The following is a 19,886-nucleotide window of genomic DNA, read 5'->3' as shown; positions in this document are numbered from 1 at the left end:
AGAGCATGTATCATGGTACCCGCAACAATTGGGCGTACGCTTACCCGATCCCGTCGAGGGGTATTACGATTTTCCATACCATCATGAGGTCGATCTATTCAAAGTGCCGGAATGGGCCAAGGAAGCGGTGTTCTACCAGATTATCGTGGACCGCTTTGCCAATGGCAATCCTCGGATCAATCCCGAGGGGGTGGAGGAGTGGGGCGCCCCACCCACAGAGACGAATTTCTTCGGCGGGGACTTGCAGGGCGTGATGGACCATCTGAACTATCTCGTAGAGCTAGGCATCACAGCGATCTACTTCACGCCTGTTTTTTCCGCGCCTTCCAATCATAAATACGACACTTATGATTATACAAAGGTGGATCCGCACTTCGGCGACAACGAGCAGCTGAGATCGCTTATCGACGCTTGCCATTAGACAAGCCCCGTCCTCTTCATCAACAATCCTCATTTACCCCAAAGTTGCTGGAAACATATCCCTGAAACACCCTTAATTCATAAATTTAAGACCATCCTCTTGTTAGGCTCTCCAGGTGAATGCAGTGAATAATTCTAATCTTCATGTTCATGTTTATAGTTTTTCTTTTTACGATAAAAGGAAGGATTAACCCCATCTATTTTTTTAAAGGCTTTACTAAAGGAATGAATATCCGGAAAGCCGATACTTTCGGCAATGAGCATTAACGGTTCATTAGTGAATTGAATCATTTCTTTCGCTTTTTCTATTCTTTGTAAAAGATGATATTGAATTGGGCTCATCCCGAATGATTGTTTGAATAATGAAATCATATAGTATTTGCTAATTCCCGAAATTTTGGAAAGTTCATCTAAGGCTACCTTTCGGTCGATATTGTGCTTCAAGTAGATCCGCAGCTGCTCCATTTCTCCCATATTGGTTACTAGATGTGGATTACAGTTCCAGTAGTTTTCACGCATAAGTACATTTAATAATTGCAAAAACAATCCTTTTATATTCGTTTCATAAAAGGGTAACGTCATTTGAAATTCTTTTATGATTTCAAAGATAATTCTTTCGATAACCAAGGTATTCCTTAACCGTAGATGACTGGGAATCCGAGGGGTAATTTGATCAAGATCGTCGTTTCGAAACCATTTCATTTCATCCGCAGTCATATCTTCAAGTTTTTTAAAGGAAACCTTCACATCCGGACTATCCTCCTTATAGAACAAATCAAAATGCAAATGAGGTTGTCGTACTAATGATGTTCCTAACTTTTTAATAGAGTGTCGTTGCTTTGGACGAAAAAGAAAGAGGTCCCCCGGTTCTCCGATAAAAACATCATTCTCGATGGTTACTTGTATTCTGCCTTCCTTAACGTAAAGTAACTCATAGTCAAATAAAACTCTCTCCTCTAAATACCAAGGGAAGGGGATATAACTATCCATTGCTATCCGGATGTACGGCGACAATTGTTGAATGTTCATATCACGTTTTTCCATTCTGAATATTTTTTTCAAAGCAATATATGACAAATAATCAATAATCCTTCCTAAATACAAAACCATAAATGTATTATAACATATACATGTGATGAGTGAAGCGCTTCCACTGATCCGAAATTTTTGATAATAAAAGCAATGCCATCATGAACTTACAGGAGGAACAGGACATGAACGTTTGGCAACAAAACAGCCATTAGGCGGATTACCATTTATCAAAGATGCTCGCAGTCTATGTGAATCAAGCTGGGATCGCACGGGGGGGAAACCGGGACTTTAAGTGGTTAAACCGGGGAAACATGTATTATCGCCGATATCAAGGGTGCAGGATGTTTAAAACATATTTGGTTGACTACACGCTGCCACGCCCCGCAATATTTGCGCAAGTTGATCATTGAGATGTATTGGGATGGGGAAGATAATGTGCCTCTCGGTGATTTCTTCGGAATCGGGCATGCTACGTGGTAACAATACGTGTCATTGCCATTAAGCATGGGCATGGGTGAAAAAAGGGGTCCAAAGGGGCCGTTTGCAGCCACGATGAACAGCTACTTTCCGATGCCCTTCGGTAACGGTGCCGTTCTTAAGATCATTAATGAAAGCGAATCCAGAATCGAGAACCTCTTCTATTACATTGATTACGAATTGACGGATGAGCCCTTAACCGATGATGTGGGCCGCTTCCATGCACAATGGAACCTTGAGAACCCTGCGAAAAAATCGTGCACCAATCCGATATCGTATACGCTCCTTATCACGGCATTTCATTAGTCAGCAAGTGGAGCTTGTACCGGTTCCACATCGAAGATCCCGTTCGCTTCAAGAAATCGATTAAAGTCACGATTGAACATGGCTCACAAGCCTCAACCTGAACTCCCGCCTGTGGAAAAGAGATTGCCTCGCAGATGGCCGGAGCACGGTTTGTGGGACCGCTATTATAGCATCATGATCTGTATTTGAATAGGGGATACAATATTTTACTGAGGGGGTAACGCTTCATGAAAGTGCAAGGGAAACTATGGTCTGGTATTCTTGCTGGTTGTATGGTTTTGTCGACGGTTTTGGCCGGTTGTTCAAGCAATGCCGGTAAATCGGAAGCACCCAAACCGGCAGAAAGTGCAAAGAGCGATACCGCCAACTCCACTGGCAAGTCCTTGACTGTATTGGTGGAGGGCGGAAGTCCGGCTAACACGGTTGCGACACAAACGGCGGAAGAATTTAAGCAGAAGACCGGTTATGAGGTAAAGATCGAGACTGTCCCTTATATCGGTGTTTATGACAAATTGAATGCGGATATACGTGCTAACAAAGGTTCCTATGATGTTGCAACAATTGATATTTTGTGGTTCCCCGCTTTGGCAAAAGGTTTGACTTCGATGGGTGATTTGATGTCGGATAACGTGAAGAAAGATCTATTCCCCAACTTGATCGATGGCGGCACGGTAGACGGTGAAGTTCTTGGCATGCCGGTATGGACGAACTCGAAGGTGCTTTTGTACCGATCCGATTTATTTAATGATCCCAAGGAACAGGAAGCTTTCAAGGCCGAATATGGCTATGACTTGAAGCCGCCTGCAAATTGGCAACAGTACAGAGACGTAGCCAAATTCTTTACCCGCGATACCAATAACGATGGTGTCAAGGATATGTACGGCACAAGTGTGTTCGGGATGAATAACGGCGATTCTGTCGCCAGCTGGTTGGATCATGCGGCTCAAGCGGGGGCAAAACCTATGGTCGTCGGCAAGGACAATAAAGCCTTGGTCAACACGGAGCCCTACGTGAAAGCGTTGGATTTTCTGACAACAATTTTGAACAAGGATAAATCCGCACCTGAAGGCGCATTGAATATGGCCTCCTCCGAAACCTCCGAAATGTTCTGGAACGGCAAATTGGCTATGATGCTTGCATGGGGACATTTCTACGTACCGTCCAATGATCCAGCGAAGTCGAAGGTGGCCGGAAAGGTTGGAGTAGCGCCTATGATAGGGGGAGATGCCGGAATAGGCGTAATACCTGGTCCCTGGTATCAAGTCATACCGGACTCTTCGAAGCAGAAGGATATCGCCAAACAATATGTGCAGTTCGTTTATGAGAAAAACGAGCTTTTCATGGAGGCATTGGGAGTGGCTGCGCGCAAATCGGTGTTTGAAAAGTATAGCAAGCGGCCGGAATATGCGCACCTTAATGCACTGCAAACTACATTGGAAGCCCCTCAGACCCAAAACCGTCCGATTTTGGCCCGCTGGAATCAGATCGAAGGCGAAGCTCTTGTTTCGGCTATCCAGGCAGCTCTGTCGGGAACGGAATCGCCGCAATCTGCATTAACTAAAGCGGCGGCGAGCATTAATGAAATTCAAGGCAAGTAAGAGGATAAGGCAATCGAATGCCGTAACAGCAGAGGATAGGATCGCTTATCCTCTGCTTCATTTCAATACTTGTTAAAGGGTGAAGTACGATGACTAAAAAGGATCGCAGGCTATCCATAGTATTTTTCTTGCCGGCCGCAGTTTTTATGATCTTGTTCTATGTTTACCCGATGTTTCTGTTATTCAAAAATAGTTTTTTGGAAGACGATCAGCCCTACGGTTTTGTCGGCTTCGAACATTACAGCAACGCATTGACATCAGAAACCTTCTATCGGTCATTACTGAACACGGTTCAATTTGTCATCGGAGCCGTAACCGTTGAACTGTTGTTGGGAATGGTTCTGGCCCTCTTGTTAAGCACTGGATTCAAAGGCAGCAATTACATTCGCACTCTGCTTTTAAGCCCTCTTATGATTTCACCGTTGGTTGCAGGGTTGATCTGGAAGTTCATGTTGAACGACCAGTTCGGTATTCTGAACAGCTTTCTGTATAAGCTCGGATTAATATCAACACCTCAAAGCATTCTGTGGTTATCCGACAGCAAATACGCATTATTGTCCTGTATGTTTGCCGATATATGGCTGACGACTCCCTTTATGATGCTGGTGTTATTGGCAGGTATTCAGGGGATTCCGGAGAGCTTGTATGAAGCGGCACGCATCGACGGGGCGAATAAGGCTCAGAGCTTCTGGCATATTACGCTGCCGAGCTTAAAACCCGTGATTCTTGTGGCTGTTGCTATTCGAATGATTGATGCCGCAAGATCCTTTGATATTATCTGGGTCATGACCCAAGGAGGTCCGAACAACGCTTCTTCTCTGGTCAGCACCGTCATTTACAAAGCGATTGCCAGGTACAATCAGGAAGGGTATTCAAGCGCCATGGCCATTATCTTCATGATTATCTTACTGGGGATTTGTTCCATCTTTATGAAACATTTCTGGAGTCCGGCCAAGAAAGCAGCTTAACGGGAAGGGGATAACCGACGTGATTGCAAATTCCATTAAACAGAAGCACATAGGACCCATATTGAGACAGAAAATCAGACTTAGCCATTTTTTCTATCTGATCCTGACATGCGGCTTTTTGTGCCTGTTTTTATTTCCATATCTTTATTTGATGCTTAGTTCATTTAAGCCGCCGAGAGAAGTCATATCGTCTACCCCTGCATTTTTTCCGTCCCAATTTACAATGGACAACTACTTTGCCATGTTTAATCATTTATCAATAGGCAAATATTTTGGCAACAGTTTGGTAACCGCTACTTTCGCTACGCTGTTAAGCGTTTTACTGGGCTCTTTGGCTTCATACGGATTAACAAGATTTTCATCCAAGCTGGGGAATTTGTTCCTGGTATTCACTCTAGGCGTTCGGTTGATTCCGCTTATCAGCGTTGCCATACCTTTGTACCGCATTATCGGTGAAGTAGGCTTAATGGACACCAAACTGGCTTTAACATTGATTTATACAAGTATCAACATCCCTTTTGTCATTTGGATGATGCTCGGTTTTTTCGAGAGCCTGCCTAAAGAGTTAGATGAATCTGCACGTGTAGACGGATGCGGGATGTTAGGGGCTTTTATCCGCATTATTTTGCCAATTTCGCTGCCGGGACTGGCAACGACAGCAATATTTAGTTTTATGCTGTCTTGGAATGATTTTTTATTCGGGCTGCTGTTCACAAGCACTTCTGCCAAAACGGTTCCTGTAGGAATATCGGAGTTTTTAACCGCGTACAATTTGGACCTGGGACCTATGACGGCGGCGGCAACATTATTTAGTCTGCCTGTTATGCTGTTTTCATTTTTCATGCAGAATTACATCGTTCGCGGAATGACCATGGGTGCTGTAAAAGAATGAGTTGAATTCATAGAGACATATTTTAGGGGAGGAAACCGTATTGCAATACGATCATAACACTTATCATAAGTACATGTTGGCCAAAGCCGAACAATCCGTAGCAAATATGAAAGATCAGGTGGCCAAAGATCCCATGCGCTTACACTATCATTTTATGGCCCCTGCATATTGGCTAAATGATCCTAACGGACTTATCTATTATCGCGGAGAATACCATATGTTTTATCAGCATCACCCTTACTCCGCACAGTGGGGGGCTATGCATTGGGGGCATGCCATAAGTAAAGATTTGGTCCATTGGGAACACCTTCCAATTGCATTGGCACCCAGTGAAAGCTATGACCTTGACGAAAAAGGCGGATGTTTTTCCGGAAGCGCCGTTGATCATAATGGGATATTGACGTTAATTTATACCGGCACAGTAATGAAAGAGGGGCGCGTTGTACAAACTCAATGTTTAGCTACGAGTAATGACGGTGTGACATTTCAAAAATATATTGGGAATCCGGTAATCTCGGCTCCGCCGGAAGAAAGTTCCGCAGATTTCAGGGATCCCAAAGTATGGAAACATCAAGATAAATGGTACATGATCGTAGGTTCAAGTAAAGATGGGAAAGGAAGGGCTTTACTATTTCGATCAAATGACCTGATCGCATGGGAATATGTCGGTGTGGTGGCCGAGAGCGATGGTACGATGGGCACTATGTGGGAGTGTCCCGATTTATTTCGACTCGGTGATCGTCATATACTGATGTTTTCTCCAATGGGAATGGGTGAGAAGAAAGCGATTTATTTATCAGGTGAATTTGACTATTACACCGGAAGATTTACCTGGGATTATTGCGGAGAAGTTGATTGCGGATTCGAATATTATGCCCCCCAGTCCCTCCTTGATTCAAAAGGAAGAAGAATTATCGTAGGTTGGTTAAACGCTTGGGATTGGATGCCGTGGTTTCAAAATTTCGGTCCCACTTTTGAAAACAATTGGTGCGGCGCGATGTCCATTCCAAGAACTGTAGAAATGGACGAGGACGGACATTTGAGATTTCTTCCAGTTGAAGAATTAAAGGCGTTACGGGGGGAACATTTCCATCTTGACCGTACGGCGATTGAAGGGGAAATACAAGCGCTTCCCCGATCGATAAACGGGGATAGTTTAGAGATTGTGGCAGAATTCAATCTGAAAAATTGCCACGCGGAGGAATTCGGCTTCAAAATGCGGGTGTCGGATGACGGCAACGAGGAGACGGTACTCTCTTATTCGCCTAAGACCGGAGAACTTCAATTTGATAGAAACAGATCGGACGGATGGAGTCAGGGGATTCGAAAATGTAAACTGGAATCTGCTGATAAGGATACATTAAGGCTGCATATCTACGTAGATACTTGCGTTGTTGAAATATTTGCGGATGAAGGTCGCACGACAATGACCAATAACATATATCCCAATCCGTACAGTACAAACTTGAAACTTTTTAGCCTCGGAGATAAGGTGGAACTCATTTCTCTTGATATATGGCAACTTCACTCTGTATGGTGAGAGAAGGGATAGCTGCGTCTACTATACAAATAAACCGAAACGTTCTTCAAAGGATAGTTCATTCATTCGTGGATCTTGAAGCTGCCGTAAGGAAGCGTCGGCTAGGCTCTGCAAGCGCAGTTTTCGTAGGCAGGAAAAGCACGAATTCGTAAGTAGTTTATGAACAAACACGTTAATTTGATAGGAGAATTTATTTATGGCTAGTAAAAATTATTACGACGTAACAGAGTGGCCTGTCGGTAATCCGTATGAGGATATTGGTGAGGTAATCAACAGCATTATAGCAGATATTAAAAGTAGGCAAACGGATACTGATGTGAATAAAGGCGGAAAGCCGGGTGCGGTTATCTATATTCCACCGGGAGATTATCATCTTGGCAGTCAAGTAGTTATAGACATCAGTTATCTTAAAATTATGGGTTCTGGACACGGGTTTACATCTTCGAGTATTCGTTTTAATACTTCTGAGAATGAATGGGCAGATTTGCATGAATTGTGGCCGGGAGGAAGTCGCATACTCGTAGATATTCCCCTAGAAGAAAATGACGAGGAATATAAAGGAGCTGCATTTTATGTGGAACGAAGTGGAAGTCCCCGAATAAGTTCGGTAGAGTTTTCTGACTTTTGTATTGATGGTTTGCATTTTATTGAAGATGGTTCAGGAGAAACAAATCCGGAAAACACATACACTAACGGGAAAACGGGTATTTATGTTACAAGTGCTTGTGACTCATTTCGGATAACAGGCATGGGGTTTGTGTATTTAGAGCATGGAATTACTATTTATCATGCAGATGCACTGACTATACATGATAATTTCATAGCTGAATGTGGTAACTGTATAGAGCTACGAGGTTGGGGACAGGCTTCAAAAATAACCGATAACTTGATAGGAGCGGGTTTTAAAGGATATTCAATTTACGCTCAAAATTATGGTGGACTTTTGATTACAGCGAATAATATTTTTCCACGAGGCGCGAGCAGTATCTTTTTTGATGGTGTGACACGTTCCAGTATCACAAATAATAGACTTCATTCATTTTATCCAGGAATGGTGGTATTCAGGGAAAATTGTTCGGAAAACTTGGTTTCTTCAAATCACTTTTTACGTGACCATGAACCTTGGACTCCTTTTCTGGGAATAGACAATGGTTTAGATGATTTGTATGGTCTCCTATATATCAGTGGCAATAATAATTCTGTAATTGCTAATCACTTTTCTGAAGGAATTAATACCCAGAACATCAAGCCGGTAGGTGCAACACCTGTAATCATACGTATTGTTTCGGGTAATGGAAATTATATTTCTAATAATCATGTTGTTGCCACGGAGGTTCATGCCAAGACAAGTGATTCTTGTTTCTCTGCGCAAGTAGACGCTTTGTTGACTACCGAAGCATCAGAGCCGCTTACCGTAACAACAGTATTGGTAGAAAAAGAATCGCTTCAGAATACGATTCTGGATTCGGGAAGTGATGCACAGGTTGTTATGGACAAGACTGTAAATGCATTCAGAGCCACTCCAACGCCAGGAGCATAAATCATATATTCAACTATGTTTCCAAAGTTTCAATTGCAAGCCGGACACTTGAATTATTTCGTTTGTCATTTAATTTGTGGGGTGCTTCCTAGCGATGGAAGCGCCTCTTTTTATGTTTTTTACCATATTTTTTAAAAAAAGACAATAAAGTAGGCAGAAAAAGAAATGTTTCTTTAGGACTTCTTTTAACGAAGAAGATTTTTTTACGATTCAATTCTTCTTTCTTCATATATTTGAATAAAGGTTCTATTACTGCATCATCCTACCAAAAGATTGCCTTTTCATGAGCGGTAGGACATGTTGAATAGAGCATACTATCAACCCCACCGATGACAAAGTTGTTTCTTGCATAAAAACGGCAAGCCGTTACATTGACATCCTGCGTTTCAAGCATAAGACCATTCTGATTATTTTGTTTTGCCCACTGTACAGCTTGATCTAACAATTTGGTTCCAATTCCTTGTTGTCTCCAGTTTGTGGATACCCCCATGTCTTCGACAAGAGCATAACCATTCCAATTAGAACGAAGCCTGATCTGTCCAATGCACGTATTATCAACATAATATAAAAAAAACAGCTTTTCCTGTATCCTCCACATAAGTGGAGTCGATATCTTCATCCTCATATTGCTTAAAGTATGGTTTAGAAAATACCTCTTCCGTATATGTCCAATTGTCGTTTTCATACTTAGGGACAATCCGCCCTGAAACAAGGAAGCCTTCATTCGACTTGTTAAAATCACATAGATTTGAGTGCGTCATTTTTTTGATCATTTTATAATCCCTCAATTCTGTTGGACACTAACCTATTTTTCTTATTCGATATTGGGTCTTCATAATCCTTGCTATCTATATAGCCTTAGCGAATCCAAGTGGAAAATATAGGGCCGCCGCGCGCAGGAATTTGGCCAGGAAAGGCCGAATTTGTACCTGAGCATCCCCCATAACGAACTAGGAGGAGAGACGAATGGTCAACTATCCGACAGTTCTCATCATCTTCACCTTGCTATTGGCCGGCTGCGCGAACAGTCAGCCCGGTCAGGGAATTGCCGTAAAGGCAGCTGCACCCGAGATCGACGTGTCGGCGCACAAGCCGGTCATTGAAGTTCAAGGACCGATGACGGTGGCGCGCAGCGAGCTGCCGGACGGGAAGAAGCTTGGCGTTTCCCTGGTGGAAGGCCGGTATTTCGAGGATTGGATCACACCCGGACCCTTTATGGGGAAAAACTGGGAAGGCGAGTTCCGGCTCCAATGGTTCGATGAATCGGGAAATGAGCTGCATGGCATCAGTCTGAACTCGTCCTTCCGGGACGAAAGCTTGACGTTCAACAGAGAGTTTCAGATTCATACGGACGATTATAATGGAGACGGGGATCTTGATTTCGTTATCGGTCAGTATGCTTCCAGCAACGGCTACACGTACCGGATGTTTACGTTAAATCAAGCGGAACGGTGCATCCAGGAACTTGGTTTGCAGCCGGCAAGCGAGCTGTTTATCAGCAGCGGGGAAGGAACCTATTCGATTCCGCTCGAGAAGACGGGAACGGACTCGTTTCGGATCGGCTATTACGATAACTCCAAGGGCGTTCAGGTAGAGAGCGTGTATAAGTGGGAGAAGGACCGGTTCATTAAGCAATAAACGGCCAAGGGAGCGAAAGTTATGGGGACTATTGAGATTCGCAGCGTGCCGCCCGAGACGCCGGAGCTGAGGCTATTGATCGGGGAGCTGGATGAGTATTTGCTGGAGCTTTATCCGGCCGAGGAGGTTTTCGGCGTGGACTTCGGCGATCCCTCGCTGAGCGAGGTCAGGTTCTCCGTCGCTTACGCGGACGGGCAAGCGGTGGGCTGCGGAGCGTTCCGGCCGCTTGACGGGGAAAGCGCCGAGCTGAAACGATTTTATGTGCATCCTGACTATCGGCGGCAGGGCATCGCCGAAGCGATATTGCTGCGGCTGGAGCAGCAGGCTCGGGAGCAGGGGCACAGCTGTATGAGGCTGGAGGCGGGGGAGCCGCAGCAGGCGGCCATTCGCTTCTATATCAAGCAGGGCTATTACCCGATCCCGAGCTTCGGCGAGTATGCGGAATGCCCGTCCAGCGTCTGCTATGAGAAGCGGCTAGGCCCAAGCTGATCGGCAAGATGCCGGATGAAGGCGGACATGACGGCCCCCATGTAAATGTCTTTGCGGTAAACGATGCCGATGCTCTTCCCGGGGACCGGGTCTGTGATCTCCAGCGCATGGACCCGGTCGTCTTGCAGCTGCTCCATATAAGAGGCCGGAAGCACGGCTCCGCCAATTCCGCGTCTGGCCAGCTCAAGCAGCGAGTCGAGGGTAGAGACCTCGACCAGCGGCCGCAGGGAAAATCCGGCTTCCTGACAATAGGCGTCGATCATTTGCCGGACGAGGAATTTGGGCTGGAGCAGGACGACGGGCTGCCTCTGCAGCTCGGCCAGCTTCACGGAACGGGCGCCGAACAGCTCGTGCCGGGAGGATACGATAAGCTGCAGCGTCTCGTGAAACAGCGGGATGCTCTGGAGATGCTCATCCTTGATCGGCAGGAAGACGACGCCGATGTCGAGCCGGTTGGATAGAAGACCTTCGCAGGTTTCCTCGGTCGCGAGCTCCGTCACGGACAGCTCGATACCGGGATACGCTTCATGGAAGCTGATCAGAGAAGAGGTCAGCAGGTGGTTGCCCGAGCAGCCGATCCGCAGATGACCGCGCTTCAACCCGCGCAGCTCATCGATGGCAAGCTGGGCCTGCTCCAGCTCATGAAACGCATTCAAGGTATGCTTGTACAAAATTTCGCCGGCTTCCGAAATAAAAATTTTTTTGCCCAAACGCAGAAACAAAGGCGTCCCGATCCGCTGCTCCAGCAAGGCAATCTGGTGGCTGAGCGTCGGCTGGCTAATCCCCAGCTTCTCGGCAGCTTTCGTAAAATGCAGCTCTTGGCAGACGGCAAGGAAGTATTCGAGTAATCTATGCTCCATCAGGGCTCATCCTTCTCTAATCAATAGATCATATCTATGATTTTAATCGAAAATACAGGATTGATCAATGAATGGGCTTCCTTTACAGTAGAGAGAATAAGGTAGGCTCGCAGGAGCCTGAAAGGTGGAGTCTCTACCATGATGCCAAACGTACGGATTGAGCTGACCGGCACCCCGGGAAATAAGCCGGATGCGAAGAAGCTCGGCTTCGGCCAAATTTTTACCGATCATATGTTTCTTATGGATTATACGGCCGGCCAAGGCTGGCATGACCCCCGAATCGTCCCTTACGCTCCGCTAACCCTCGATCCTGCCTCGATGGTATTTCATTACGGACAGGCGGTATTTGAGGGGATGAAGGCTTATAGGAGAGAGGACGGCCAAGTACAGCTGTTCCTGCCGGGGCGCAATGCAGAACGGCTGCGCCGTTCGCTTGAGCGGATGAGCATGCCGCTGCTGGACAACGACGTCTTTATCGAAGCGGTCAAGGCGCTGGTCCGCGTGGATGAAGAATGGATACCTGGAGAGGAAGGCACCTCCTTGTACATACGTCCGTTTGTCATCGCGACGGAAGCCTCGTTCGGCGTCAGGCCTTCGTCACGTTATTTATTCGCTATCGTGTTATCGCCGGTCGGAGCTTACTTCGAGGAGGGTCTGAAGCCTGTCGATATTCAGGTGGAGGCCCATGACGTCCGCGCGGTAAGGGGAGGGACCGGCTCGATCAAGGCGGCGGCGAACTACGCGGGAAGTCTGAAGGCGCAAGCCGCTGCACGGGAATCCGGCTGCTCGCAGGTGCTGTGGCTGGATGCGCTGGAGCGCAAATACGTCGAGGAAGTCGGGAGTATGAACGTCTTTTTCCGAATCGGCGAACAGGTGTACACACCGGCGCTCAATGGCTCGATACTCGAAGGGGTGACGCGCGGAGCGGTGCTGGAGCTGCTGGAGGATTGGGACGTTCCTTGCACGGCCCGGCAGCTGCCGATCGACGAGCTGATCCAGGCAGCCTCGGACGGAACGCTGACGGAGGCGTTCGGTACCGGGACGGCAGCCGTCATTTCCCCGATAGGGGGCATCCGCTGGAACGGGCAGCTTTACAAGATCAACGGGGGACAGGTCGGCGAGCTGTCCGGGAAGTTCTACGATACGATAACCGGCATTCAGCGGGGGATTGTCCGGGATGTGTACGGCTGGACTGATCGGGTCTAGCAACTGGAATGAAAGCAATGAGAGGAGAATCATCTCTTTTCATTGCTTTTTTTTATCCGCCGGCAGGATGCCAAAATCCCGCATGTTTGGATAAGTGAAGGAAAAGACCAGGACAAAGTCGCATGGAACAGAACTCGGTTGACCAAGGGAGACTTTGTCCTGCGAGCGTAAATCGATGGGGCCAGCTGCGTTTGTTAACTGCTATTTACTATTGTTTTTTGGCTGTATTGTTTCAGCTTGATCGGGATTATTGTTCAGAAATACAACCCACTTTCCATTTTTAAAGTTGGCTGTAATAGGAACTTTTTCATAAAAGTTCTGATCCATTTTGTAATTAACATAAACTTTGTAAGATAAATCAGCTAGTTTTTCTGAGTGGTCAATTTTTATGTCACTTAATTTAGCATTATTAACACTTTCTATAAACTTGTCTTTAGGTAGTAAGCTTTCTTCGTCTAAAAGACTGTAAGTCACTTCTCCTTTGTTTTCAGAAACACTCTTATAATAATCAAATATGAATTTTTCAGCTCCACTTTGCGAATTTGATTGAATAGAATTTTGGTCAGTCGTGTTAACTGAACTCTTCTCAGCAAACGATTTTTGGTTCGAACATCCAGCATTAAAAATTAAACTTCCAGCAATCATCATACAAATTCCTGAACTTAAAATTGTTCTCATTTTTTCACCTCATAAATTGCATCTTACAATACATGGTAAATATACCATAGGATATTGGAGGAGAAAAGTACATGAATATTAATTTTAAAGTATTGTCTATCGGTTTGGTAGCAGTGTTGGCTTTACTTGTAACGTGCTAAGGCACCTTCACCCGGTACTCCTATTGAAGGAAGAGCAATTATCTATCAAAAGGATCTACATGGGTTGAACTTAAGATGGTAACATTGGCTCAATCTTCATCGGCAAAATCCATCATGTGCGTAAAAACCTGCAGGTGTACATCTTTTGATTCTTATAGTTGACCACCGAGCAAAACTCCTGCAAACGTGCATCTATTTTTCGCTTAACCCGTTGTTCAGAGAAAAATCGCAAAAATTCCTGCATGATTTCAGGCTTTTCCCCTAGGAAAGCAATTTATGTGAGAAAACCTGCACTTTGGCATTTTTTCCGACCTGGAATGGGGAGTGAGGCCTGTCTACTAACATGAATTAGTGGAATGAGCAGTATAACTTAACTTATTAAAACTTACGTTTATGATAGGGGAGACCTTCGCCATCTTCGCAATAAGATTTGAGACTATAAAGGAAAATAGCCCAGTTGTAGTTACAGGAGCGATAAAATGGCGTTACTTCTTTCCAGTTCATATGACGCAATGTAATATAAGACTTCCCGTTCTTCTCTTGAATATCAAAGGAAATCATCGTGCCAATCCATTCTGGATCTGAATCTATACACTGCCAAACGACTTTTTTATTAGCGATCAATTCCTCTATTCTCATCTTAGTTATGTCATTGCTGCCAAATCGAAATTCATTAATAGAGCCAATCTGATTATGAATAATGAGTTCATTGGTCCATATTTCCGACAGACCTTCAGCGGTGGTTAACGTTTCATACACCTTCGACGCTGGAACATGTACGGTTTGCAAGTGCTCGATATTTGCCATGCCTTACTCCTTTCTAACTGCAATAATATATGTTTGATGCTTATGATAATATATGATGAATAGAATAGTTTCTTTTGGATTGCTATGTTACAGTTATGAGGCTGTCGATTCATTGTGGACGGCAGCGCAGTTAAGTAAAGGCTGAACGTAACGGACACCACAGTCGCTATTTCACAAAAATGGGGCCTGTTCAAATTGTACGGACACAGACGACCTTACTTACGTCAAAACCGCATAGAATGGGCGGAAATGCACCAAATAGCGTCATCTGAGTCCGTTAGATTTTCAATATCGCGAAAATGCTGCAAATAGAGACTCTGAGGTCCGTTAGCGAAAGCAGAACGTGTCAACTCAGTTACTCACAATGAATCGACAACCTCAGTTATTGCAATTAGTCACGCTCCGCCTTCAATCTCAAGCCTGCGCACGAAGGCGGAGGCGGCTTGCGACAGCGGCATGTTTTTCAAGGTAATGATGCCGATTTGGGCCGATGGAATGGGCAGGTCCAGCTTGACCTCGAACAGGGTGCCCTCCTCAAGCTCGCTAGCGACAAACTCGCGGGTGACGAAGGAAATGCCGAAGCCGATTTTGGCGAACTGGATCAGCAGATCGACGCTCCCGAGCTCGATATCGGGATGCAGGTCGAAGCCCCGCTCGCGGAACAGCCGGGTGATGAAGTTGCGCGAGCTGCTGTTGCGGGTGAACAGGATAATCGGATGCTCCAGCAGACGTTCCATCGATACCGTATGCTCGGCGAGCTCCCGGTATTTCACACCGGTCACGAAGCAGTCCTGCAGGGTGATGCCTTGCCGCACGATCAGTTGGCTGTCGTTGAGCGGCATCCGGACAATGCCGATGTCGATCTTGCCGTCCTTCAGCTCCTTGACGATCTCTGGCGTCGTGCCGTGCACGAGATTGATCTGTACATTCGGATAGTCCGCATGGAACGACTCCAGAAACGGAAGCAGGTAATGCTTGCACAGCGAGTCGCTGCCCCCGATCTTAATTTCCCCTCCGGCAATGTTCTTGAGCTCCTTCAGCTTTTCCTCCGCGAGCGAGATAAAATTGTAGGCCTGTTCAATATAAGGGAGCAGCACCGCCCCCTCCTTCGTCAGCTCCACTCCTTTGGAGGTGCGGGCGAATAGGGGAAGCTCAAGCTGCTGCTCCAGCTGCTTGATCGCATGCGTCACGCTCGGCTGGGTAATGTACAGCGCTTTGGCGGCCTTGGACAAGCTGCCGAGCTTGGCGGTCAAATAAAAAACTTTATACAATTCCAGACTTATCATATAGACACCTTCTATATCTAATATTGAAACTATCAATTATATCAATGGAAACTCTTTCATTATAATAGAAGGTATTGAAGAAAAGAAACTGTTATTTCTGGAATGGGGGCTGGTAAGATTGAAGACGACTACAATAGCTGACGTCGAGAGCTTGAGCATCAATACGATCCGGACGCTGACGATCGACGCCGTGGAGAAGGCCAATATGGGTCATCCCGGCATGCCGATGGGTGCGGCTCCGATGGCCTATGCGCTATGGGCCCGCCGCCTGAAACATAATCCGGGGCATGCCCAGTGGGCAGACCGCGACCGGTTCGTGCTGTCGGCCGGACATGGCTCGATGCTGCTCTACAGCTTGCTTTATCTGAGCGGCTACGGACTGACGCTGGACGATATCAAGCAGTTCCGTCAATGGGGCAGCCTGACTCCGGGGCATCCGGAATTCGGCCATACCGTCGGTGTCGAAGCGACGACCGGACCTCTCGGTCAGGGCGTGGCGATGGCAGTCGGCATGGCGATGGCGGAAGCTCACATGGCTGCCGTGTACAACCGGGAGGGCTACCCGGTCGTCGACCACCATACGTATGCGATCTGCGGCGACGGCGACCTGATGGAAGGCATCTCCTCCGAGGCGGCTTCGCTGGCCGGACACCTGAAGCTGGGCAAGCTGGTCGTGTTGTATGATTCGAACGATATTTCCCTGGACGGGGAGCTGAGCATGTCGTTCTCCGAACGGGTACAGAGCCGCTTCGAGTCTTACGGCTGGCAGTACCTGCGTGTGGACGAGGAGAACGACGTCGATGCAGTGGCGGAAGCGATCGCGCTGGCCAAGGCCGACACCGAGCGTCCGACGCTGATCGAGATCAAGACGACGATCGGTTATGGCAGCCCGAACAAGGCTGGCAAGGGTGGCAGCGGCGGCACGCACGGCAGCCCGCTCGGCAAGGAAGAGGTTGCCTTGACGAAGCAGGCGCTGAACTGGCCGGCTGAGCCGGACTTCTACGTGCCGGATGAGGTGCTGGCGCACTTCGCCGAGCTGAAGGAGCAAGGAGCCAAGAAGGAGCAAGCATGGCTGGAGCTGCTTGCCGGTTACCGCGCGGCTTATCCGGAGCTCGCTGCCGAGTTCGAGCGTGCTATGCAGGGAGAATTGCCTGAGGGCTGGAACGCAGGCCTGCCTCGTTATGCGGCAGATCACGCGCCTATCTCCACTCGGACCGCATCCGGTCAGGCGATCAATGCACTGGCAGCAGCGAATCCGCTGTTGCTGGGCGGTTCGGCTGACCTGGCAAGCTCCAACATGACGATGATCAACGGGGCACCGGCATTTGATGCCAGCAACTATGCGGGACGCAACATCTGGTTCGGCGTTCGTGAATTCGCGATGGGCGCAGCGCTCAACGGCATGCTGCTTCATGGCGGCGTGAAGGCGTTCGGCGGCACGTTCCTCGTGTTCAGCGATTATCTGCGTGGTGCGATCCGTCTGTCGGCTCTGATGAAGCTGCCCGTGGTGTACGTATTCACTCACGACAGCATCGCGGTCGGCGAAGACGGCCCGACGCACCAGCCGATCGAGCAGATTCCTTCGCTGCGGATGATCCCGGATCTAACGCTGTTCCGCCCCGCGGATGCCAACGAGACGGCTGCAGCTTGGGAATATGCGGTTCAGGCGAAGCAAGGGCCGTTCGTACTTGCCCTGACCCGGCAGAATCTGCCGGTGTTGCCGGGCACGTCGGAGCTGGCTTTCGCCAACATCGGACGCGGCGGCTACGTGCTTGATGCCGGCGGCAGCGAAACGCCGGATGTCCAGCTGATCGCGACCGGCTCGGAGGTTGCTCTGGCCCTGGATGTACAGAAGAAGCTGGCAGAAGAAAACATTCATGCCCGCGTCGTCAGTGTCCCGAGCCGCGAGCTGTTCGAGCAGCAGGAAGAGGCTTACCGCCACTCGGTCGTCCTTCCGCAGGTGAAGGCCAAGGTCGTCATCGAGATGACCTACCCGTCCGGCTGGGACGAAGTGTTGAACGGAGACGGATTCGTTGTCGGCATCCGCAAGTTCGGCGCATCGGCCAAGGCTGACAAGGTCATCCGCGAGTATGGATTTACAACAGAAGCTATTGTACAACAGATCAAGGATCGTTATTTCGCTTAATCCAACCAAACAAAGAAAAGGCAGGGATTGACTATGAAACTGTTTATCGATACGGCAAATGTGGAAGAAATTCGCAAGGCTCACGAGCTGGGCGTTATTGCAGGCGTAACGACGAACCCGTCGCTGATCGCTAAAGAAGGGCGCGACTTCTTCGAAACGGTAAAGGAAATCATCTCCATCGTCGGCAACCTGCCGATTAGTGCCGAAGTTATTTCCCTGAAGGCTGACGAAATGGTCGAGCAAGGCAAGAAGCTGGCGAAGCTCGGCGAAGGCGTCGTCATCAAGCTGCCTATGACCGCTGACGGTCTTAAGGCTACGAAAATTTTCAGCGAGCTCGGCATCAAAACGAACGTTACGCTGATCTTCAGCTCGACGCAAGCGCTGCTGGCTGCACGTGCTGGCGCAACCTACGTATCTCCGTTCATCGGACGTTTGGACGATATTAACCAGATCGGCCTGAACCTGATCAAGGAAATCGCGCAAATTTTCCAAACGCATAACATCGAGTCCGAAATTATTTCCGCTAGCGTGCGCCACTCCGCTCACGTGATCGAAGCGGCTCTGCATGGTTCGCATATCGCGACTGTTCCATACAAGGTCATCGAGTCGATGATCAAGCACCCGCTGACGGATAGCGGTATCGAGCGCTTCCTGGCGGATTGGGAATCGGCCAAGCTGAGCTCGTTCTAATCCCAATTAAACAGAATGGAGGGCGGGCCGGCTGACGGTCCGGACTTCCGGAAAAGAAAACCCGCCTGGACTAGCGTGATTTCGCGCTAGTCCAGGCGGGTTTTTCGTCTATCCACTAGTACAGTTTCGCCGCTTTAGAGGGGTTTGGTTAGAGCGCGTGCACGTATTATGCCAAAGCTTCCCGCAGCTCCTCCGTCAACAGCGGCACGATCTCGAACAGGTCGCCGACGATCCCGAAGTCGGCGACCTGGAAGATCGGCGCCTCGGGATCCTTGTTGATGGCGATGATTATCCGGGATTGGCTCATCCCGGCCAGATGCTGGATTGCCCCGCTGATGCCGCAGGCGATGTACAGCTCCGGCGTGACGACCTTGCCGGTCTGTCCGATCTGCAGCGCATAGTCGCAGTAGCCCGCATCGCAAGCGCCGCGCGATGCGCCTACGGCTGCATTCAACAGCGCGGCGAGCTCCCGCAACGGCGCGAAGCCTTCTGCGCTTTTGACGCCGCGCCCGCCGGAGACGACGATGCGGGCCTCGGTCAGATCGATCCTGTCCGAGGCGTTCCGGACGACGGACTTGACGATGGAGCGAAGAGCGCTCCCATCGGAGGACGAAGCCGGATCCGGCGCAGTCCATGTCGCCTCGACAATTTCCGCCCCGTCGCCGTCTATCGGTTCGGCACCGGGAATATTATTGGGCCGGAAGGTTACGATAAGCGGCCCATGCAGAAATCTTTTTTTCTCAAATGCCTTGCCCGCGTACAGGGGGCGGGTAAAGAGCAGGTCCCCTCCGTCCTTTTCGAGTGATATGACGTCCGAGACCTGCCCCGCCCCGAGCAGTGCCGCCGCTTGAGGCGCCAAGTCGCGGCCTGCCGCCGTGTGGCCGAAGAAGACCGCATAGGGCGCGGTCTCCTGAAGGATGGAGGTCAGCACGGGTATGTAAGTTTCGGGGTTATAATGCGCAAGCGCCGGGCGATCGGCCACCACTACCTGATCCACCCCTAAGCGGGCCGCCTCGGCAGCAAAGGCGTTCACCTCATAGCCGAGCAATACGGCGACGATCCGGTCTCCATCCTCCTTGGCCAGTCGAGCCGCCCCGATGATCTCTTTTGTCGTCTGACGGAGCTTGCCTCCCCGAATTTCCCCTATGACCAAATACGTACGTCCCACATGGA

17 protein-coding genes and 3 pseudogenes are annotated in these 19,886 nt (G+C 48.5%); 13 read left to right on the top strand and 7 right to left on the bottom strand.

Going from position 1 to position 19,886, the window contains the following annotated elements:
• Positions 1-43: 43 nt before the first annotated feature.
• Positions 44-418 (top strand): annotated as a pseudogene (locus GSF01_RS04180) (alpha-amylase family glycosyl hydrolase); the annotation flags it as partial.
• A gap of 137 nt (positions 419-555) precedes the next feature.
• Here the strand turns inward: GSF01_RS04180 and GSF01_RS04175 are convergent.
• Positions 556-1,449: a helix-turn-helix domain-containing protein gene (locus GSF01_RS04175; RefSeq protein WP_159881758.1), complete on the bottom strand. Its 894-nt coding sequence runs from the start codon at positions 1,447-1,449 to the stop codon at positions 556-558.
• Between the two features lie 363 nt (positions 1,450-1,812).
• On the opposite strand from GSF01_RS04175, the pseudogene GSF01_RS29245 reads away from it, so the two are divergent.
• The 7 genes and pseudogenes from GSF01_RS29245 (at position 1,813) to GSF01_RS04140 (ending at position 8,773) form a co-directional block, all read left to right on the top strand.
• Positions 1,813-2,235: pseudogene (locus GSF01_RS29245) on the top strand (DUF2961 domain-containing protein).
• Entirely contained in the window at positions 2,187-2,336 is a 150-nt protein-coding gene (locus GSF01_RS30310; RefSeq protein ID WP_201305313.1) for a DUF2961 domain-containing protein, read from the top strand. The pseudogene GSF01_RS29245 and the gene GSF01_RS30310 overlap by 49 nt, the downstream one beginning before the upstream one ends.
• Positions 2,337-2,462: 126 nt before the next feature.
• Positions 2,463-3,833 (top strand): ABC transporter substrate-binding protein, encoded by a 1,371-nt coding sequence (locus GSF01_RS04165; RefSeq protein ID WP_159881757.1) that lies wholly within the window; start codon positions 2,463-2,465, stop codon positions 3,831-3,833.
• A gap of 89 nt (positions 3,834-3,922) precedes the next feature.
• Positions 3,923-4,801 (top strand): carbohydrate ABC transporter permease, encoded by an 879-nt coding sequence (locus tag GSF01_RS04160; protein ID WP_159881756.1) that lies wholly within the window; start codon positions 3,923-3,925, stop codon positions 4,799-4,801.
• A gap of 19 nt (positions 4,802-4,820) precedes the next feature.
• Positions 4,821-5,693 (top strand): carbohydrate ABC transporter permease, encoded by an 873-nt coding sequence (locus tag GSF01_RS04155; protein ID WP_235941274.1) that lies wholly within the window; start codon positions 4,821-4,823, stop codon positions 5,691-5,693.
• Positions 5,694-5,733: 40 nt separating this feature from the next.
• Positions 5,734-7,233, top strand: coding sequence for a glycoside hydrolase family 32 protein (locus GSF01_RS04150; protein WP_235941272.1), 1,500 nt, complete (start codon positions 5,734-5,736; stop codon positions 7,231-7,233).
• Between the two features lie 196 nt (positions 7,234-7,429).
• Positions 7,430-8,773 carry a NosD domain-containing protein gene (locus GSF01_RS04140; protein WP_159881755.1) on the top strand — a complete coding sequence of 448 codons (1,344 nt, stop codon included), beginning with the start codon at positions 7,430-7,432 and terminating at the stop codon, positions 8,771-8,773.
• Positions 8,774-9,035: 262 nt separating this feature from the next.
• On the opposite strand, the pseudogene GSF01_RS04135 reads toward GSF01_RS04140, so the two are convergent.
• A pseudogene (locus GSF01_RS04135) lies at positions 9,036-9,546 on the bottom strand (GNAT family N-acetyltransferase).
• A gap of 193 nt (positions 9,547-9,739) precedes the next feature.
• On the opposite strand from GSF01_RS04135, the gene GSF01_RS04130 reads away from it, so the two are divergent.
• The gene (locus tag GSF01_RS04130) at positions 9,740-10,411 is read left to right on the top strand and encodes a hypothetical protein (RefSeq protein WP_159881754.1); all 672 of its coding nucleotides are present in this window, start codon (positions 9,740-9,742) and stop codon (positions 10,409-10,411) included.
• 21 nt (positions 10,412-10,432) lie between these two features.
• Complete coding sequence (locus GSF01_RS04125; RefSeq protein ID WP_159881753.1) at positions 10,433-10,900, top strand: GNAT family N-acetyltransferase; 468 nt, start codon at positions 10,433-10,435, stop codon at positions 10,898-10,900.
• Here the strand turns inward: GSF01_RS04125 and GSF01_RS04120 are convergent.
• Complete coding sequence (locus GSF01_RS04120) at positions 10,873-11,760, bottom strand: LysR substrate-binding domain-containing protein (RefSeq protein ID WP_159881752.1); 888 nt, start codon at positions 11,758-11,760, stop codon at positions 10,873-10,875. The two genes, GSF01_RS04125 and GSF01_RS04120, sit on opposite strands and share 28 nt — an antisense overlap.
• A 138-nt stretch (positions 11,761-11,898) precedes the next feature.
• On the opposite strand from GSF01_RS04120, the gene GSF01_RS04115 reads away from it, so the two are divergent.
• Positions 11,899-12,966, top strand: a complete 1,068-nt coding sequence (locus GSF01_RS04115; RefSeq protein ID WP_159881751.1) for a branched-chain amino acid aminotransferase — start codon at positions 11,899-11,901, stop codon at positions 12,964-12,966.
• Between the two features lie 201 nt (positions 12,967-13,167).
• Here the strand turns inward: GSF01_RS04115 and GSF01_RS04110 are convergent, their stop codons facing one another.
• From GSF01_RS04110 to GSF01_RS04100, 3 genes are all read right to left on the bottom strand, one after another.
• Positions 13,168-13,644, bottom strand: a complete 477-nt coding sequence (locus tag GSF01_RS04110; protein WP_159881750.1) for a hypothetical protein — start codon at positions 13,642-13,644, stop codon at positions 13,168-13,170.
• 518 nt (positions 13,645-14,162) lie between these two features.
• On the bottom strand, positions 14,163-14,591 hold the full coding sequence (locus tag GSF01_RS04105; RefSeq protein ID WP_159881749.1) for an SRPBCC family protein: 429 nt from the start codon (positions 14,589-14,591) through the stop codon (positions 14,163-14,165).
• A 395-nt stretch (positions 14,592-14,986) separates the two neighbouring features.
• Positions 14,987-15,877 (bottom strand): LysR family transcriptional regulator, encoded by an 891-nt coding sequence (locus GSF01_RS04100; RefSeq protein ID WP_159881748.1) that lies wholly within the window; start codon positions 15,875-15,877, stop codon positions 14,987-14,989.
• Positions 15,878-15,995: 118 nt separating this feature from the next.
• Between GSF01_RS04100 and tkt the strand changes: the two genes are divergently transcribed.
• Together tkt and fsa are read left to right on the top strand one after the other, a co-directional pair.
• On the top strand, positions 15,996-18,023 hold the full coding sequence (gene tkt, locus GSF01_RS04095) for a transketolase (RefSeq protein ID WP_235941270.1): 2,028 nt from the start codon (positions 15,996-15,998) through the stop codon (positions 18,021-18,023).
• A 33-nt stretch (positions 18,024-18,056) separates the two neighbouring features.
• The gene (gene fsa / locus GSF01_RS04090) at positions 18,057-18,713 is read left to right on the top strand and encodes a fructose-6-phosphate aldolase (protein WP_159881747.1); all 657 of its coding nucleotides are present in this window, start codon (positions 18,057-18,059) and stop codon (positions 18,711-18,713) included.
• Between the two features lie 166 nt (positions 18,714-18,879).
• On the opposite strand, the gene GSF01_RS04085 is transcribed toward fsa, so the two are convergent.
• Entirely contained in the window at positions 18,880-19,881 is a 1,002-nt protein-coding gene (locus GSF01_RS04085) for an electron transfer flavoprotein subunit alpha/FixB family protein (protein WP_159881746.1), read from the bottom strand.
• Positions 19,882-19,886: the final 5 nt, after the last annotated feature.

Origin of the sequence: Paenibacillus puerhi (genome assembly GCF_009846885.1) — a bacterium.
Taxonomy (GTDB): Bacteria; Bacillota; Bacilli; order Paenibacillales; family NBRC-103111; genus Paenibacillus_G; species Paenibacillus_G puerhi.
The sequence above is the reverse complement of the archived record's forward strand: the minus strand, read 5'-3'. Positions and strand labels throughout refer to the sequence as shown.